Here is a 15,778-nt window from a genome sequence, read left to right on the forward strand (position 1 = left end):
GAATTAGATTAAGATTTGATTAAATCGTGCCATTCCAGCGAGTGCCAGCAATCACAATTGCCAGCAGCGCCGCGCCAATGGCCACATACTCAATTAGCCGACTGCGACTTAGTCGCTTAAGGCTGTGAGCGGTGACAATACTAACGAAACAATAACCTATACCCGCTATTATAATAGCGGCTTGCGGCACAATTATATAGCCTCCCCCAATATCATAGTTAACCTGCCAGATGTACAACACCCACCCTACCTGAGCGGCTACTAAACCCCAGGTTGCCGCTAAGATATTGGCGGCCTTTTGTTGAGTCGATTCAAGCAGCCAGCGAGCGTTGGCGTAACTGGCTAACCATAACACCACCAACATAACCGCATCCGGCCAGTGCCAAAAGGCGGTGGCTAAAAAGATGGCCGAAACCGCTAAAAGCTGGCCCACACCAGCAATCAGCGGGTATAGTCTTGGCTGCTGCCATCGCCATAATATTACCGACCAAGTGGCATAAAAGATGGCAAGCGTAAGCTGGCTGGCCACCGGGAATACCGCTTGCCCAACCGGGGGCTGGTTCAACCCGATCAACACCACCACGCTCAGCCCGGCCAGTATTTCGGGTGTTAACCCAATTAGAGCCCTGTGGCTACGCCCTCGCCGATACCATCGAACTGCTGCTACTACTAGCACCAAAGTGGCGGCCAGCCAAGCAAAGCCATAGTGGCTTAAGAGCAGCACCGTAATGGCAAGAGCTAGCTGAACGAGAGCGAAAAAAAAGACGGTTAGAGTCATGGCTGTGTTGGTAGTTGATAATCCTTACCCACCATTATAACAATGTCTGCCGAAGATGCAGGTTTAGCCGCTGGATCCCCCTTAACCACCGGCGCTTTAAAGCGCTGCTGTAGGTACCTAACGGTATATGGCTTGGTGCCATTGCTGTAGTCAACCAGCTGAGTGGTGGGTTGCTGCTGAGTTGCCGTAGTTGTACCAACCACCTGGTAACTATAGGCCGATAACTGGCGGTTCAGCCGATCGGCCAGACCGGTTCGGCCGCTGGCGTTAACAATCTCAATCTTAGGTGACTCTTTCTTAAGGTAGCCATCGGCAAAAATGGTATGAACCAGCTCTTGAATCTCGCTGTAGTCAAACGAGCCTGCTCGAGGCAGTAGAATCGATCCAGCCCCCTTAAAGGTGTTAGAGCCATTAACCAGTAGGCCACCCTCTTCGTTGGTGAGAACCTTGGTTGTTATGGTGTCGGTTTTAGCATCTTTTAATAACTCTGCTAATTTTTGCACTTCGTTTAGCTGCAAGTCCATCCGAACATGATCGCCAATGCCGTCAATTAAAGCGCTCATCTTGATTGGATTGGTTAAGGTCTTAGCGGCCAAAACTTCGTGGCGCAGAGCGAGGAGTACCTCTTGCTGACGCGCGGCTCGCCCAAAATCACCCTCGCATACTCCATGACGACATCGGACGTACTTTAAGGCGGTGGCTCCGTTTAGTTTTTGTGCTCCCGGCTTGAGCGAAAATGGGCAGTAATTACGGCCGTTATCGCAGGGATAATCGGGATCATAAAGCGCTTTTTCGGGATTAACCTGGACGCCCCCTACCGCATCAACCGACTGCTTAAAGGCCCCAAAATCGGCTTGAATGTAGTAATGAATTGGCAGGTCCAGGATTTGGCTAACCACCTGTTTTGACAGCTCCGGACCACCATAGGTGCCGGCAGCGTTAATCTTAGCCGCACCATAACCTGGAATTTTAACGTACAAATCACGCGGGATGCTCAGCATGGCTACATCCTTATGGATTGGATCAATGCTGGCCACCATAATGGTGTCGGTAAGCGCGCCGGCGGTGTGCTCTGCTCCGCCCACGCCTAGCAAGAGGATGTTAATCCGGCCATCTCCCTCCCCTTTTAGGCGGGTTGGGTCAATTTGGCCTTTAAGCGCAGGGGCGCCTTGGCTCGGCTTAGCAACCACTTTTTGGCTAGCTAAAACCGCCTTAACGCTCAGCATAGCTAAAACCGCCAGTACGAGCGAGATAATAATTACCCCAATGTGCTGACGGCGATCAAGAATAGTGCCGGCGATCCGGCGGCCAAAACTAGTGCTTGATGCTCCCATTGCAATCCAGTATATCAAACTATAAGCGTAAGCGTAAAAGCTTGCTGCCATCTAGTTTAATCGGTATACTTGGGTCTAGTAATTTTCTTATTGTGAACCCAGATCTTAACCACCCTAACTCAACCACCGCTACCAGCGGCGAACCGACACCGTCCTTAGTTGAACGGATTTTTTCTCATTGGCTGGTTAGCTGGGTGATTATACCGGCCGCACTCATTTTCCTGCTACACAACTTTGTGTTTAGCGCTTACCACGTGGTTGGCAGCAGCATGATACCCAACCTGCACGACTCTGACTACTTAATCATCTCTAAGGTCGGAAAGACGGTTAGCGGACTGAGCGGTCAAAAGTACACCGCTGAGCGTGGTCAAATCGTGGTCTTCCACTACCCTAAAGAGCCACAATACGACTTTGTTAAGCGGGTGGTTGGATTGCCGGGAGAGCGAGTAGTGGTTAGAGATGGCAAGATCACCGTTTATAATACCGAACACCCAAATGGTTTTGATCCCGACACCACTCACACCACTACCGGCAGCTACACTCAGGCCGGACCGGACGATGAGCCGATTGACGTCACGGTGCCAGAAGGCAACATTTTTGTGGTTGGCGACAATCGTACACCCAATGGCTCCACCGACTCACGCGAATGGGGCTTTTTACCTAGCAGCGATATCGTGGGTAACGTGGTGCTTCGACTCTACCCGCTTAACTCAATTAAACTGTTTTAAGTTTTTGCAATAATTGATCAAGCTCGGCTTGATCGCGATAACTCAGTACCAGGCTTCCGCCCTTGGCGCCGGCTTTAGCTCGTACCGAAACACCTAAACGCTGCGACACCGCCTTAATGGTGTCGGCAGAGACTGTAATTGAGTTTGAAGCTGGGCTCTTGTGAACGGATTGAGGGGCGGTAGGGGCATTAGCCTGCTGCGCTAGCGCCTCAGCCTGGCGGACGCTCAGACCCTGGTCGATAATTGCTTTCAGTAGGCCTTCCCGTTCGTCTGGGTTCACGGCCAGAATGGCACGACCATGAGCCTCCGATATCTTGCCGGCAGCTAATGCCTGCAAGGCCGCTTCGGGAAGTTGCAGTAAGCGCAGCTGGTTCGAAATCGTTGATTTGGCTCGACCCACCCGCTTGGCTACCTGGTCTAGCGACAGATTAAACTCGTCCATTAGCTTCTTGTAGGCCACCGCCGCCTCAAGCGGGTTGAGGTTGGCGCGCTGGACGTTTTCGATCAAGGCCAGCTCTAGCTTTTGCTGTTCACCAAAACTTCGCACTATTACCGGTGCGGTGGCTTGACCGGCCAGCTTACTAGCCCTCAGTCGTCGCTCGCCAGCAATCAACTGGTAGCGGTCACCGTCTTGGCTGACAACCAGCGGCTGTAACACGCCGTGCTCTTTAATTGAGCTCGCCAAAGCCTCCAGCTCGGCTTGATCAAACTGGGTTCGAGGTTGATGTGGGTTGGGGTCAATTTGCTCAACCTTAATTAGCTGAACGGCTTCACCTAAGTTGGCGGCTGAACTAGTGGCGATTGCGCCCGACTCGGCTGGCTCTACCCCCGTGGGCTCCAATTTGGTGGGTATCAGCGAATCTAAGCCTCGCCCTAAACCGCGTGGTTTACTCATGCTGCCACCTTCTTTTTAGCAGCCTCAGCGGCGCCCTTTTTGGTCTTAGCCTGAGCCTTGGCTCGCTTGGTCACCTCTTTGGCGAGAGCGTTGTAGCTACGAGCACCCTTACTCCATTTGTCGTAGTGGCTGATTGGCTGACCGTAGCTGGGAGCCTCAGCTAAGCGAACGTTACGAGGGATAATGGTGTCAAAAACCTTGTCGGGAAAATGACGCTTAACCTCTTGGTGCACCTGTGCACTTAGAGTGGTACGACCGTTATGCATGGTCAAAACCACCCCCATTAAATCTAGTTCTGGGTTGAGCGCCTGGCGCACTCGCTGAACGGTCTGAATTAGCTGGCCAAGACCTTCAAGAGCGTAAAACTCGGCCTGGACCGGGATAATAAGCGAGTCGGCGGCGGTTAGGCCATTAACGGTCAACAACCCGAGCGATGGCGGGCAATCAATTAAAATGTAGTCGTATGGTAGATCCTGGAGCGCTTGCCGCAGCTTAAACTCGCGCTGCTTGGTGTCGACCAGCTCTACCTCGGCGGCCGCTAAAACTGGGGCGGCAGGCAGCACCACGACGCCGTTGTAGTTGGTGCGCAGAGCGGCTTCGTGGGGGTGAACATCACCGGTCAGCACGTCATATAAACTGGTGTCGACCATACTCTTATCCACGCCCAGACCGCTGGTGGTGTTACCCTGAGGGTCCAGATCGACCACCATTACTCGCGCCGAACCTTTGGCTAAAAATGCAGCCAAATTAATGGTGGTGGTGGTCTTTCCGACTCCCCCTTTTTGGTTAGCTATCGCGATAACGTGTGCCACTCGAACCCTCTTTGTATTAGCTGAATTATACCATCAACGAGCTTGTGTTTCTATGGTTTTGGAGTGACCGCTACTGGTGTGGCTACCACCACAATGCGCTGAGTTTCACGGACATCGTTACAGGTGTAAATTGTTAGCTGCGGTGTCGCGGTCTGGTTGAGCACCGCCACTTCGGTACGAGGCACCACTCGCTTGGCTTGAACCGCATACTGACGACGGGTACCCTGGTTGTCGACCAAAATCAGGTCGCCTACCTCTAGCTTATCGAGATTATATAGCGTGGTGGTGTTGGGCGGCAGATACTTAAACCGGTGGCCGGCCAACACGTAGTTACCACTGTCTACGCTACCGGTTTGATTCCAGACTCCCTCAGCCCGATCCAATACCGTTAAATCGGCACCAGCCAGCACCGCTGTATCCACCCCAATCTTGGGTATCACCAGTCGGTTTTGGGTGGTTGGTGCGGCCTGCGTAAAGGTTGGTGACGGTTGAACCGCGGTAGCCGGCTGCGATGGCGCGATCATGTGGCCAACTCGATACTGGACCTCGGGTACCCAAGGGTATAGGGCGATGGCCGCGGCCAAAAAGGTTGCCACTAGGCTAGCGCGAACCACCCAACGATAGCGACCTAGATGCCGCCGCCAGTGCGAATAAGCCGCCCGCAAGTGCTCGGCGTTGAACTGTCGCTGAACCGCCGCGGTGTCCGCCAGAACCTGCTGCACCGAGTCCGGCTGTAGTTTAAAAAAGCGAGGCTCACTGGTCAGCTGCAGCTGAAGATCAATGGGGACTTGTTTGCAAACCTTGTTGCGGCTATCTAGAAAATATCGGTATGGCCCCTTCTCCCAGGTTTGGTCGGGGCTGAACAGACTTGGAGGAGACTGCAGGTAGGCTGAGCGACTAAAAGAAGGTTGCATAGCGGCGCCTGGCCCAGACTAAGCCAGCCAGCGAAACCGCCATTGCCGCCGCGCCGGCCAAACTTAATATAACTGCGTTGTCGCCGGTAGCAGCTAGGCTAGATGAGCTGGCGGCGGATCCGCTGTTGGTTGTAGCCGCAGGGGCGGTACTGGTAGCTGCTGGCGCAGACGAACTAGCCACCGGCTCCGGCGTGGCAGCTGCCACAGCTACCACCAGGGTTAGCTGAGTTTGCCCAACTGTAGCACCGCTACCATCGGTCGCCACTACGGTAACCTGATGCTGACCGTTGGCGATGCTCTGATCAGCGGTTACGGTCCAGTTACCACTCGAGTTCGAGGTGGCCTTAAACGACTTGCCGTCAACCGTAACGGTAACGGTAGAGTTTGGCTCGCTGGTACCGCTAAAGACCGGGTTAGCAGTGGTCACGTTGGTGGGATTAGCTACGGCTACTCCGCTCACCGACTGTACCGCGGTAGCCTTGGCGGCCGCGGCCTGCACGATAAAGGCTGGCGTGGTGCTGGTGGCACCACCAAACTGAACCCACTCGCTAGCCTGATCGCCAACCTTAGCCCTGGCCTGCCACTGATACTGGCCATCATCGAGATTATCCACCGTCACACTTGGATTGAGATTGCTGCCATTAGCCGAAACCGCCGAGCCGGTATGAGTGGCCTCACCAGTAAACGGAGTGCCAATCGGTCGGACCTCAACCTCGGGCGTAACCGAGCCGCTGTTGGCATCGGTCTCAATAGTAAAACTAAGCTTAACGCTCTTTTGCTGTACCGTCCCACCGGCTGCCACCGCTTCACCGCTGGCGGTGAGCTGCTTTAAGCTGGTCGGATTAACCGCCTCAACCTCTTTAGTTGGGGCCTTGGGCTGCTCTTTTTTGGGCTGATTTAAAAACCACCAGCCAATCGCGGCGCCAACCGCAACCAGTAGTAAGACAATTAAGCCGACAACCAGCGGCCAGCGACGCTTAGGCGGCTCGGGAGCGTTTGGTACCGGTCGCGGTTCTGGTGGAGGTGGCGGAGTTTCGGCAGGCGTAGGCGCTGGGGCCGGCTTAGGGGTAGCCTCAGGAGCCTTTTTGGCGGCCGCCCTTACATACGAAGCCTTTGGCGCGGTGCTCATGCTGGTAGCTAGCGGCGTTTGGTTTACCGGGTTAGGAGCCGGGACCGGGCGGGCATGAAAAGCGCTCGCCTCATAGGCGTTGGCACTGGTGGTATTAATCTGATTGTTGGTACCCGATCCATTCAGCAGATTCATCCGCGGATTATTGGTTGGATTCGGGGTACCGCTGGTAAGTGAATCCATACTCCGTCCGTTATCACACGTACTTGAATTAAGCATAGCAATAACCATAAGCAGATTCAAGGGCTTTTAAGCGTTTTTTAATGATTACACACATTAAAAAACCGGCCGCCTAGCCGGAATCTTAATAGCTTTGATTAATCGGCTAGCTAAGCCGACTTAGCCTTACCAATTGAGGTGACCTTAATCTGGGTGTAGCGCTGACGGTGACCGGTCAACTTTTTAACCCGCTTTTTGGCCTTAAACTTGAGCACCTTAATCTTATCGCCCTTGGTCTCGCCCAAGACCTCAGCCGCTACGACCACGCCCTTAACTCGAGGCGCGCCTACCTCAACCTTATCGCCATCAATTACCATTAAAGGCTCAAAGGTCAGTTTTTTGGCGTCATCAGATACCAGATCAATTTCTAGGGTCTGGTTTGGCTCAACTAAATGCTGTTTGCCGCCGGCTAAAATTACTGCTTGCATGGGTATATAACCACTTAAATAACCTCACCACTATAACCAAAATCTTCAGGTTTGTAAAGAAGTAAAGGCGCTACGACCCAAACTGAATCTTTTTACGCCTAATCGCGATCGATTCCAGAAGGCCGACTGCGATTAGCGACACCAACAAGCTGGTGCCTCCGTAGCTGATAAATGGCAGTGGAATACCGGTCACCGGCATCAGCCCAATATTCATACCAATATTAATAAACAGGTGGAACAGCAGCATGGTGACCACGCCGACCGCTACAAACACCCCAAAACGATCTTCGGCTCTTGAAGCAATGTAGATCCCGCGTAGCAACAGTACGGTAAATAGCAGTAGCACGATCAGGCCGCCAATAAATCCCATTTTTTCGCTTAACACCGCAAAAATAAAATCGGTGTGTTGTGATGGTAAAAAGTTAAGTTGCGACTGACTACCGGCGGCCAACCCGCGCCCGTACAGCTGCCCACTACCCACCGCGATCGTAGACTGAACCACGTTGTAGCCGGTGCTAAGCGGGTCGGCGGTTGGGTTTAAGAACACCTCTAGACGGGCGCGCTGGTACGGTTTAAGCACAAACTGGATAAAGATTGGCAGGCTTACCACGGCGGCACCAAACAGCGCCGCAAAGTAGGTCCAGCGCACCTGGGCCATTATCGCCATTACCAGCCAAATAGCACCAAACACTAGGGCCGTTCCTAGGTCTGGCTGAGCCAACACCAGCAGGCCAGGGACCGCCACATACAGTAACGAGATCGCCACCGGGCGAATTCGATCCATTGAGTCATAGTTGGCACTAAAGTACTTAGCCAACACCAAGATCATCACAATCTTAGCGAACTCCGATGGCTGAAACTGGAAAAAGCCAAGATCAATCCACCTGGTAGCACCCAGGGCAGTCTTGCCCAATACAAAAACCGCCAACAAGCTGACCAACATCGCCACATACAAAACCGGGGTAACCTTGCTCCAGCCACGGTAGTCCATGCGCGCCGCAAGCCCGAACCCAACCAACGCAATAACTAAAAAATAAACTTGGTGAGCAGCGTCCACCGGCGCAACCAAGTTAGCCGCCTTAAACGAGGTTGAGTAGATTACCACCACCCCCACAAGAGACAGTGCAAGCGCTGCGCCAAACAGCACCCAATCAAAGTTTTTCCAGAACCGCGACTTAAACATTAAGTTCTATTATACGCGGTAAGCCGGGTCAACAAAATCTACCAAGACCCTGGTGGAACTGTTGGGGCGCCTCTCTAACCCAGATTCTGGCAGATAGCAGTTTTACACGCTATTTGCAGGGTGGGCATTTGACTATCGGATGGCGCTTTGCGCATGCTGAAGACCCACCGATCGGTGGGTCCCGAGGTCCACTGGCAAGGGGACGCGGGGCAACGTACTACAACCCCGCAAAGGAGGTGGAGTACATGGGAAAGCCAAAGTTCGACACCCAGTCGAACAACTCGAATGCGTGGGTCGGTGTCCGCGAAGGTCAGGACAGATCATCCGGCAAGACGCATACCGAGATCATCGTGCATGACAAGAGCAACAACGATCACGCTCACGTCGGCATCGATAAGAGCGGCAATCAGATATATCGCCGTGATCGCTAAATAGCGACACCGAGGCCCTTCCGGCCTCGGGCCGGGAGGGCCTCATCTATACGCGGCGCGTCAGGCCATCCTCGCGAGCTACTCCCTCACCGAACGCCGATGCAATCGCGCTGTAGCGCGCGAGGAGCACCAGAGCGTTCGCAATCTCGCCATGCTCAGCCGGTACGAGAAACTCTCGCATCCACGCTGAGTTCGGAGTCGCAGCCATTATGTCCGCGAGCACAGCAGCCTCTTCGGGATCTGCTGCCGCCCAACGATCACGAATCAGCTTCGAAGCTTGATCGATCGATCGGTCATCGAAGTCGTCCTCGTCGAAGCGACGGCGCATTTCATCGCGCAGCTCGACCAAGTCTTGTAATTCACTGTTACCCATGGCTTTATTGTCGAACAGGCCAGCGACTCATGCAAGCACGAGCGTGTCCAATCGCCCGTCCGATCGCGTCAGAGTGCTCGCTCCTGAACTTCCCGCATTCAGGCGCTTTCCGCTCGATTAAGGCCTAGGACTATCTAGGGCCCTTTGCCCTCCCTTACTACAAACGCCTCCAGATCTGGCAAAATACGTATTGGCTTAACTACTGATACGAGCTAAGATCCTTAACGAAAGGAGGTGCACATATGAGTGAAAGTGATAAAACTGTGACTCTCGCTCAAGCGCCCAAGAAGGCGCTGGTGTATCTCCGTGTGTCCTCGGCCCAGCAGGCCGAGACCGACTACGACGTTGAGGGCTTCTCGATCCCAGCTCAGCGCGAGGCCTGCAGGCGCCGTGCCGCGGAGCTAGAAGCTGAGGTCGAAGCAGACTTCGTCGATCGCGGCGAGTCGGCCAGAAGCGCTGACCGCCCAGCCCTGCAACGGATGCTGGCCAGGCTTGAAGCCGGCGGCATCGATTACGTCATCGTCCACAAGCTGGATCGACTGGCGCGTAACCGGGCCGACGACGTCGAGATCGCGATGCGGATCAAGGCAGGCGGTGCGGTGCTGGTCTCCGTCACCGAGAACATCGATGAGACGCCATCCGGGATGTTGGTTCACGGAATCATGTCCTCGATCGCCGAGTTCTATAGCCGCAACCTGGCCTCAGAGATCGTCAAAGGCTCCCGGCAGAAGGCCAAGAACGGCGGCACGCTGACCCGGGCGCCCATTGGGTACCTGAACGTGCGCGAGTTCGTAGATGGCCGCGAGATCCGCACTATCGGTATCGACGAGGAACGAGCGCCGTACGTGCAGCTGGCGTTCGAGCTCTACGCCACCGGCAACTACTCGCTGTCGCAGCTCTCCACGCTGCTCGAACACCAGGGGCTGCGTTCCCGGGCTACTCGCCGGCGGCCGAGCGTCCCGGTCACGGCCAGCAAGCTTCAGGCGATTCTGCGCAACCCGTACTACAAGGGCATCGTCTCCTACCAAGGCGAGAGCTTCCCCGGTCGGCATCAGCCGCTCGTTGACGACGATCTGTTTGAGCGAGTCGGCCAAGTCCTCTCCGGCAAGAAGCTCAGTGGCGAGCGGGACCGCAAGCACCGTCACTACCTCAAGGGCTCGCTCTACTGCGGCGAGTGCGGCCGCCGTCTGACGTTCAGTCGCAACACCGGCAATGGTGGCTCCTACGACTACTTCGTCTGCAGTGGCAAGCAGCGCAAGACCTGCAGCCAGGGATATCTGCGCACCGATCACATCGAGGCTGAGGTCGAGAAGCTCTACGCGACAGTCCAGCTGACGACCAAGCAGCGCGCAGAGATCCGCCGCCTGGTTGAGACACACCTCGATGCCATGCGGGCGGTGACCGACGCCGAAGCCAACAAAGCCACGGCTGAGATCACAAAGCTGCTGCGCGAAGAACGCAAGCTGCTTGAGCTGTACTACGCAGACCTCGTGAGCCGCGAGGCCTACGCCGAAGAGACCAAGCGGATTGCCGACGGCAAGCGGGCCGCCCAGCGACGTATTGACGAAGCTTCAGGAACTACACAGGAGCTACTCGAGGCACTCAACCGTGCGCTGGAGATGACAACCAACGCGCACAAGACCTACCTGATGTCCGACTTCACCGGACGCCGCCTAATGAACCAAATGTTCTTCAAGCGGATCGAGGTCAAGGCCGACGAGATCGATGACGTCAAGCTCTCCGACCCCTACGCCCAGCTACTGGCCCAGGACCTGCTGGCAGAAGCCGAGGAAGCCGCCAGAGAGGCCGCCGCTACCGGCGTCTGGGAGGCCCCGGAACTTCAGGCCGAACCGGCCACAGGGCCCGGAAACCAAAGAACCCTCGGCCTTTCTTTGGCCGAGGGTTCCATTAGTACTGCTGTCATGGAGCTGTGGGGATTCGAACCCCAAGCACGAAGATTATCGGTCCTTTGCTAGACCAACTCAGCCCCGCGTAAAAGCCATTGCTACCACCAAGGCATTTACAGTATTTCAAACAGTTATTAACAAAAAATTATCGATTTGACATGGAATGCAAAAATGTTAATCTATATCTGTACGAGGATTATCGGTCCTACCTAAAAAACCGGCCATCATGGCCGGTTTTTTAGTGCCTATTTTTTAGCTCTTCTTCAACGAGATTATCAGCTCTTCCCCATCAACTTTGGTGTGCTGCGTATCCTCAAAGTGATCCGAACCGCTCGTCACCTTCTCCGCCAAAACCTCTTGGGCAATTGTCGCCTGATGCTCTTTGAGGGCCTCGCTGAGATCTTTTGCTTCACCGACTACGTCAAAGTTGAGCTCGATTCGGTCATCAACTTGGAGACCAGCCCGTTTACGCAAGTTCTGAACATGGCGAACCACATCGCGCATGATGCCCTCGCGCTTGAGTTCGGGAGTGATAGTGGTGTTAATCTCTACACCTGATTTGTACTCACCAGACGCCCTCTCGAACTTGACCTCCTTAACGTTCAGCTCTTCTTTAGCGATATTTAATAAACTTTCTTCCAATGGATCTGTCCACTGCAGCGTAGCCATACTGAGTGGCTGACGAACCTTGATACCCGTGCCTCTTGCCCTGAGCTCGAGCCCCTGGGTAATGAGCCTTCGTAGAACGGTCATGCGTTCTAATAAATCCTCATCAATCTCCCCGGTCTCCGGCCAGTCGCTCAGATGAACCGAAGCTGGAACGTCCATACCGGCAGTCAGCTCGCGCCACAGCTTATCGGACACAAATGGACTCCACGGCGCCAGTAGCTGCGCGATTCGCGCCATGGCGTAATGCAGCGTGGCGTAGGCGGCCTGCTTGTCGCCATCATCCTCACTCTTCCAAAAGCGGCGGCGACTGCGGCGCACGTACCAGTTAGACAGATCATCGATCAGCTCGCGAATTGGACGGGTCGCCTTAGCGATTTGGTAGGCATCGGCCTGCTTGGTCGATTCGGCAATGGTTTGGTTGAGGCGAGCGAGTAGCCACTGGTCCAAAATGTTGTCGCTGTCTGGCTGGGTTAGAGTTTTTGGCGGCTGCCAGTTGTCTACCTCGGCGTAGGTACTAAAGAAGCTATACACGTTCCAGAGTCGAAGGAAAACGTTGCGCGCGGTCTCCTGCACGGCCTCGGACGAAAAACGAACATCCTCACCGGCCACAACCGGGCTCGACATCAAGAAGAAGCGCAGACTATCGGCACCCTGCGTACTAAAGAGCTCGGCTGGATCGGGGTAATTTTTTAATCGTTTACTCAGCTTTTTGCCATCGGCGGCCAGGACGAGCCCGTTCACGACCACGTTTTTATAGGCCGGCTTATCCATTAGGGCGGTCCCGAGTACGTGTAGGGTGTAGAACCAGCCGCGAGTCTGGTCCAGACCTTCGGCAATAAACTCAGCCGGGAAGGCCTTGGCGAAGCCATCTTTATGCTCAAACGGATAGTGATCCTGGGCGTATGGCATCGCCCCGCTCTCAAACCAACAGTCAAACACCTCTTCGGTGCGTTTGTAGGTTTTACCATCGCGTTTAATAACGATTTCATCAATGCCGGGACGGTGCAGATCAAACTCTTTATCGTGGCCACTGAGCTCACGGAGTTCGTCGAGACTACTAATGACGATGATGTCCTCAGTATCCTCCACGTTCACCCAAATTGGTAGCGGCGCGCCCCAGAACCGGTTGCGGCTAAAGTTCCAGTCACGCGCGTCGGCCAGCCAGTTACCAAAGCGACCTTGTTTAATGTGATCTGGCACCCAGTTAACCTGGTTGTTGTTGGCGACCAGTTTTTCGCGCAGATCGGTTACCTTAATAAACCAGCTTGGAGTCGCAAAGTACATCAGCGGAGTCTCACAGCGCCAGCAGAACGGGTAGGTGTGCTCAAAGGTTTCGGCGGCGAAGATGCGGCCCTTGGCGGTCAGGTCGGCGATAATGTGTGGGTCGGCGTCCTTAAAGAAGGTGCCAACGATTGATTCCAGGCCGTCAACTTGCTTGAGAGCTTCAACCATGACGCCAAATCCGTCCACGCTTTCGATGAGCGGCAGATTTTCGCGCTTACCAAGCTCTAGGTCGGTCTCGCCATAGCGCGGCGCGACATGGAGGACCCCGGTGCCGTCTTCAAGGCTAACCGAGTCATCGGCGTAGACTTGATGCGCATTATTAAGCTGGGCTTCGTCGGTTACTGCGAGCTTATACAGCGGCAGATACCGCTTGCCCACCAAATCGCTTCCTTTGTGCTCTGCGACCACCTTGTAGTCGGCTTTGCGCAGCTCCAGCTCGCTTAGGCGCTTCTTAGCCAAGATGAGTCGCTCGCCTCGCTTCCACTCCTCACCTTCACCCGAATTGGTCAGCTCAACCGTGACGTATTCAGCTTTTACGTCAACCGCCAGAGCAGCGTTAGCTGGCAATGTCCACGGCGTAGTGGTCCAGGCAAGCAGCGAGGTGTTTTCATCATCTTTTAATTGGAACTTAACGTAAACGCTGGGGTCGGGCACGTTATCTTTGTAGTTTTGATTAACCTCAAAGTTACTTAAGGTGGTGGCGCAACGCGGACAGTACGGGCTAGAACGAAAACCGCGGTAAACCAATCCTTTTTCGTGCAGCTGACTCAACACCCACCAGACGCTTTCAATGTAGTTATCGTCCAGGGTGGCATAGGAGTTTTCTTGATCGCTCCAGCGACCCAGGCGAGTCATAAACTCTTCCCACTCATTCTTATACTTAAAGACGCTGGCGCGGGCAGCTTCATTAAACTTATCTACACCAAGCTCCAGAATCTGGCGCTTGCTGGTTATGCCTAGCTGTTTTTCAACCTCATTTTCAACCGGTAAACCATGGGTGTCCCAGCCGTTGCGGCGCGGGACATAGTAGCCGCGCATGGTTTTATAGCGGGTGATTGAATCTTTTTCGGTCAGAGCCACCACGTGACCATAGTGCGGCAAGCCGTTGGCAAATGGCGGGCCGTCATAAAAGCTGAATCGATCGCTGCCCTGACGCTGCTCAACGCTTTGTTCGAAGGTTTTTTCATCCTTCCAAGTCTTGAGCATCTCGGCTTCGAAGGCGGGAAAGTCGGCTGGCTGGGCTTTTTTCATGGGGTCTCCTGTAGGTCCGACCTAGCAAAGGGTCGGACCTCTTATCTAGTGGGTAATCTTTTGTTAATCTAGCTTATTCGAGAAAGGTCGGACCCTTTGCTAGGTCGGACCCTAAACACACAAAACCTCTCGTCGGCAGGAGTCCAATGTGGACGGTTCCATCCTGCTTCCCGAGAGGGCACTTAATTCGCACTTTTTACGCCGTACTCGCGTCTGGTTCTACTTGGTCTAAACCGTTCTTCCAGCTGCTTCGCGGGTGATAACCGCTCATGAACCGAGGTTCAATGCATGTGTAATTGTACCCTTACAATACCGGTATTTTATCAGCCTAGCAAGCTGTTGGCGCCCTGGACCAACAGCTGCATTAGCAAAAAAGCGACCAGCGGAGCAAAATCAATCATCTGTGTCTTTGGCAGAATCATCCGAATTGGTATTAATACTGGCTCGGTTAAATCAACCAATAGCGCGCCAAAACCGCCCTTGGGGTTTGGGTCGATCCAGCTCATTAATACGCGCGCCAATAAAACGATATTAAAAATAAAGACAAATAAATTAATAAAATTTAAAGAAAACTCGGCTAGCATTGGCTTATAAACCGCCTCGGTAGGCGTCGGCCACTCGCTGTGGAGCCGGTAGCTCGCTCTCCCATTTTGCGGTCAAGGAGCCATCGCCATCGGTCACTAGTATCGCCGGTCGCTGCATTACCCCATACAGCTCGGCCAAAGCGATGCCGTCGCGGCTGTCCGCGTCAAGCAAATCAACCGTAATACCCTCTTCACGCTCAAGTTTGCGCACCAAGTAGTCAATGTGGCGATCAGCCGGGGTACTTTTAGTAAACAGCAACGTAACTTTCATGCTTACAAGTATACCAAATATAAAAGCGCTTTCGCGCCCCGAGTCATTTGTGACCCGAGGCGCTAACCAGTAGCTCATGCCAGGGATTCCTCCGGCGGCTCAACGTCGCAAACACCCCTCAACCAGAGCTCGGTATCGAGCTGGTGCGCGAAGCGCTTGAGGCTGAGATTGCGCCCAACCTTGACGTCAACCGAGACGGAGGTCGAAAAGTCTCTACCCTCGCCAAAGCGCTCAAGCGCTCGGCGATCCTCCGGGCTGATGTATTCTGGTCCACCTATTCCAGAGTGGTCCAGGCGAACCAGCAACTTGCAGGCAGATAAGGCTGATTTGACGGTCAGGCGATACGTGGGCGGCTCCTTAAGCATTACTCCTCCTCGCAATTGGTGACCCAACAAAAAAGAGTCCGCTTGGACTCCCTACTGCGTTTGCTTGTGCGTTTAAGCTACGATGAAGTCCGAGGTTGATGGCCAAGCATCAGCAGGCCGCTCACGACGAGCAGGACTACGGTGACGAGACTGTTACCAACGGTCTTCATACGGCTTAGACTACGCCTCCAATTTAATGATGTCAACAGATTAAGATAAGAAA

15 protein-coding genes, 1 tRNA gene and 2 pseudogenes are annotated in these 15,778 nt (G+C 54.2%); 4 read left to right on the forward strand and 14 right to left on the reverse strand.

Annotated elements, in window-relative coordinates; translation table 11 throughout:
• Positions 1-19 precede the first annotated feature (19 nt).
• Positions 20-778 (reverse strand): hypothetical protein, encoded by a 759-nt coding sequence (locus tag EPO04_01835; protein TAK88839.1) that lies wholly within the window; start codon positions 776-778, stop codon positions 20-22.
• On the reverse strand, positions 775-2,163 hold the full coding sequence (locus EPO04_01840; GenBank protein TAK88840.1) for a LytR family transcriptional regulator: 1,389 nt from the start codon (positions 2,161-2,163) through the stop codon (positions 775-777). Before EPO04_01840 ends, EPO04_01835 begins: the two co-directional genes overlap by 4 nt.
• On the opposite strand from EPO04_01840, the gene lepB reads away from it, so the two are divergent.
• Positions 2,103-2,840, forward strand: a complete 738-nt coding sequence (gene lepB / locus EPO04_01845) for a signal peptidase I (protein TAK88841.1) — start codon at positions 2,103-2,105, stop codon at positions 2,838-2,840. The two genes, EPO04_01840 and lepB, sit on opposite strands and share 61 nt — an antisense overlap.
• Here lepB and EPO04_01850 read toward each other — a convergent pair.
• The 6 genes from EPO04_01850 to rodA all read right to left on the reverse strand — a co-directional run bounded on the left by EPO04_01850 (position 2,827) and on the right by rodA (position 8,420).
• Positions 2,827-3,735 (reverse strand): ParB/RepB/Spo0J family partition protein, encoded by a 909-nt coding sequence (locus tag EPO04_01850; GenBank protein TAK88842.1) that lies wholly within the window; start codon positions 3,733-3,735, stop codon positions 2,827-2,829. The two genes, lepB and EPO04_01850, sit on opposite strands and share 14 nt — an antisense overlap.
• Positions 3,732-4,547, reverse strand: coding sequence for a ParA family protein (locus tag EPO04_01855; GenBank protein ID TAK88843.1), 816 nt, complete (start codon positions 4,545-4,547; stop codon positions 3,732-3,734). The genes EPO04_01850 and EPO04_01855 overlap by 4 nt, the downstream gene beginning before the upstream one ends.
• Before the next feature lie 50 nt (positions 4,548-4,597).
• Positions 4,598-5,461 carry a sortase gene (locus EPO04_01860; GenBank protein TAK88844.1) on the reverse strand — a complete coding sequence of 288 codons (864 nt, stop codon included), beginning with the start codon at positions 5,459-5,461 and terminating at the stop codon, positions 4,598-4,600.
• Positions 5,445-6,773, reverse strand: coding sequence for an LPXTG cell wall anchor domain-containing protein (locus EPO04_01865; GenBank protein ID TAK88845.1), 1,329 nt, complete (start codon positions 6,771-6,773; stop codon positions 5,445-5,447). The genes EPO04_01860 and EPO04_01865 overlap by 17 nt, the downstream gene beginning before the upstream one ends.
• Before the next feature lie 146 nt (positions 6,774-6,919).
• Positions 6,920-7,237 carry a 50S ribosomal protein L21 gene (gene rplU / locus EPO04_01870; protein TAK88846.1) on the reverse strand — a complete coding sequence of 106 codons (318 nt, stop codon included), beginning with the start codon at positions 7,235-7,237 and terminating at the stop codon, positions 6,920-6,922.
• 70 nt (positions 7,238-7,307) lie between these two features.
• Positions 7,308-8,420, reverse strand: coding sequence for a rod shape-determining protein RodA (rodA, locus tag EPO04_01875; GenBank protein ID TAK88847.1), 1,113 nt, complete (start codon positions 8,418-8,420; stop codon positions 7,308-7,310).
• A 245-nt stretch (positions 8,421-8,665) separates the two neighbouring features.
• On the opposite strand from rodA, the gene EPO04_01880 reads away from it, so the two are divergent.
• A complete protein-coding gene (locus EPO04_01880) occupies positions 8,666-8,851 on the forward strand; it encodes a hypothetical protein (protein ID TAK88848.1) in 186 nt (61 codons plus the stop codon).
• 46 nt (positions 8,852-8,897) lie between these two features.
• Here EPO04_01880 and EPO04_01885 read toward each other — a convergent pair whose 3' ends face one another.
• Positions 8,898-9,224 carry a hypothetical protein gene (locus tag EPO04_01885; GenBank protein ID TAK88849.1) on the reverse strand — a complete coding sequence of 109 codons (327 nt, stop codon included), beginning with the start codon at positions 9,222-9,224 and terminating at the stop codon, positions 8,898-8,900.
• A 242-nt stretch (positions 9,225-9,466) separates the two neighbouring features.
• On the opposite strand from EPO04_01885, the pseudogene EPO04_01890 reads away from it, so the two are divergent.
• Positions 9,467-9,970, forward strand: a pseudogene (locus EPO04_01890) (recombinase family protein).
• Positions 9,971-10,210: 240 nt separating this feature from the next.
• A pseudogene (locus EPO04_01895) lies at positions 10,211-10,540 on the forward strand (recombinase family protein).
• Positions 10,541-11,147: 607 nt separating this feature from the next.
• Here the strand turns inward: EPO04_01895 and EPO04_01900 are convergent.
• From EPO04_01900 to EPO04_01920, 5 genes are all read right to left on the reverse strand, one after another.
• Positions 11,148-11,216 (reverse strand) — tRNA-Ile (locus EPO04_01900).
• 167 nt (positions 11,217-11,383) lie between these two features.
• A complete protein-coding gene (locus EPO04_01905; protein ID TAK88850.1) occupies positions 11,384-14,335 on the reverse strand; it encodes an isoleucine--tRNA ligase in 2,952 nt (983 codons plus the stop codon).
• 323 nt (positions 14,336-14,658) lie between these two features.
• Positions 14,659-14,919, reverse strand: a complete 261-nt coding sequence (locus EPO04_01910) for a YggT family protein (GenBank protein TAK88851.1) — start codon at positions 14,917-14,919, stop codon at positions 14,659-14,661.
• A 4-nt stretch (positions 14,920-14,923) separates the two neighbouring features.
• On the reverse strand, positions 14,924-15,190 hold the full coding sequence (locus tag EPO04_01915) for a hypothetical protein (protein ID TAK88852.1): 267 nt from the start codon (positions 15,188-15,190) through the stop codon (positions 14,924-14,926).
• Between the two features lie 74 nt (positions 15,191-15,264).
• Entirely contained in the window at positions 15,265-15,555 is a 291-nt protein-coding gene (locus tag EPO04_01920) for a hypothetical protein (protein ID TAK88853.1), read from the reverse strand.
• Positions 15,556-15,778 lie beyond the last annotated feature (223 nt).

The organism is Patescibacteria group bacterium (assembly GCA_004297735.1).
Classification (GTDB): Bacteria; Patescibacteriota; Saccharimonadia; order UBA4664; family SCTI01; genus SCTI01.